Source organism: Bartonella sp. CE47NXGY, from assembly GCF_042195415.1.
Classification (GTDB): domain Bacteria; phylum Pseudomonadota; class Alphaproteobacteria; order Rhizobiales; family Rhizobiaceae; genus Bartonella.
Genome location: NZ_JBHIOI010000107.1, coordinates 1 through 1961, shown reverse-complemented (window position 1 = coordinate 1961; position 1961 = coordinate 1). Strand labels below are relative to the sequence as shown.

The following is a 1961-nucleotide window of genomic DNA, read 5'->3' as shown; positions in this document are numbered from 1 at the left end:
AAGTTCTTAACAATCTTCATTGTTTTTAAACTTACGGTAATAACCCTTTGAAACAACTCTAATGGATAAGCAGGGTTACCAATGGTTTCAACAGCATAACGATTGGCATCATTCACAATACCACTCTTTTTATCAGTCTTTACACATTGACGCCCCATAACCCATTCAAGAGCGGGTCTACCATTGACGATATACTCATAAGCGTCAAGTGGGATATCTGTCATGATGATATTGCTATTATAAATAACAGTGGTTTTATCCTTTTCTTTACTATCCTTAATTTTTGCGAATTTCATTTCAGTTACATAATAGAATTTTTCGGGATTAGAGATTTCTGTCAGTTTTGGATTACCCTTTTTAAAGGTTACTGGATAAGGCTCTACATCTTCATAATTCACATGCAAATGACCCAGTTCACGTCCTGCTGTTACAAACTTCCAAAAATCACCAGCACTCTTTACACAAGGGATACGAGGCAGTTCTTTAGAGAGGTTATCAGCATAACGAGCACAATAATCTTCCGAATGTAAAAGACCGTAAACATAATAGAATAGATCATCTTTCGTGATAGTTTCATTAGGATAAGCGGCTTTAAAATGGTCTAGACCTTCATCAGTAATGGCATCACACCTTTGTAAATCAGCTGTTTTGTTTTCTTCTATAGAGTTTGTAAATAAAAGGGATTGTTTCTCACTTTTATTGTTACTTTTTAAAGATTCAATATCCTCATAAATATACCTTGGAAAGCATTGACCAGTATCTATTGCATGAAAATTAGGTAGAGTCCTGGTCATTAAGACAGAAAAGCCCACCATTGCTCCTATACCTGTAACTTGTATTACCCTATTTTCATTCATTTGTTCCATAGAGAATACACACGGCATTTTGGAAACTCTATCGTTGAAGGTGCGATTATAATAGAGCCACTGTTTCATAAAAGGGCGATAAAGGCTTTGAATAAAGCACGCTTCTTCAAATTCGAAAATTTTTCCTTTTACCAGTTCCTGCTTAACATTATGGCTCCAACTTATCTTTTTCTCATCTGTATTAACAAAATTATCTACAACCTTTGTACGTGTTTTATGGTCAGTATGTGGATAGGTGTTGTTAAAACGTTCCACTTCACTGTTATAGAAGGCAATCATATTACGCATATTTTTTGCTAAAGCTTCACGGCTAGAGTTGTATGTCCAAGCATCACGATTGGTTTTTAGACCACAAGAATAAATCTCAAAAAGTTTTTTACCATGACTTTTTTTATCACCTTTATCACCTATAGCTAAAAATGCTTTGAAACTGTCATCCCGTTGACCAAGCCAATCCCCATGTTTATCTGGTGTGATTATTTGCCACCCTTGTTTACTCCGTGTAACACCATCAATGCTCCCAAGAGACTCTATTATTGTAAGCTTTTTTTCTCTTGTGAGTGAATTTCCAATGTCATGATAGTAAATTTTACACTCTTCAGAAGCATTGGGGTTTTTGATAAATAGTGTCACAGCAATACCGGTCATACTACCATTGCCAAAAATATTTTCTCCTTCTTGAGCGTTGTTTTTATTCCTCATATTTTTACGAATATCCCCCCGTAAATTAAGCACATAAATACTGCTAAATTCTTTGGCTAAAGATTTTCGTAAACCATCCATAGAATATCCACTGATAAAATTTCCATTTGTGACAAAGCCGATTATTCCAGCATCAGCAATACGGTCACTAGCCCAGCGAATGGCACGAATATAACTATCATAAAGCGCTTGCCTAAGATTTGCTTTAGATTGAGCGGCGTAAGTTTCACCGATACGTTTATTTAATATGGGATAGGGAGTATTCTTTGCATTATCGTTTTCGTTTTTTTGACCTGTTGAGTAAGGGGGATTACCAAAGATAACTTCAATATTGAGGTTTTTCTGAAGTTCTAAATATTCACTGTTTTTCTCTAGTAAACCTCTCATCAGATC

At 35.4% G+C, this 1961-nt stretch carries 1 protein-coding gene; it reads right to left on the bottom strand.

The genetic code is table 11. From position 1 onward, the window contains the following. A partial coding sequence (locus tag ACFIL3_RS09825) for a type ISP restriction/modification enzyme (protein ID WP_375682190.1) occupies positions 1–1961 on the bottom strand: 1961 nt, incomplete at both ends.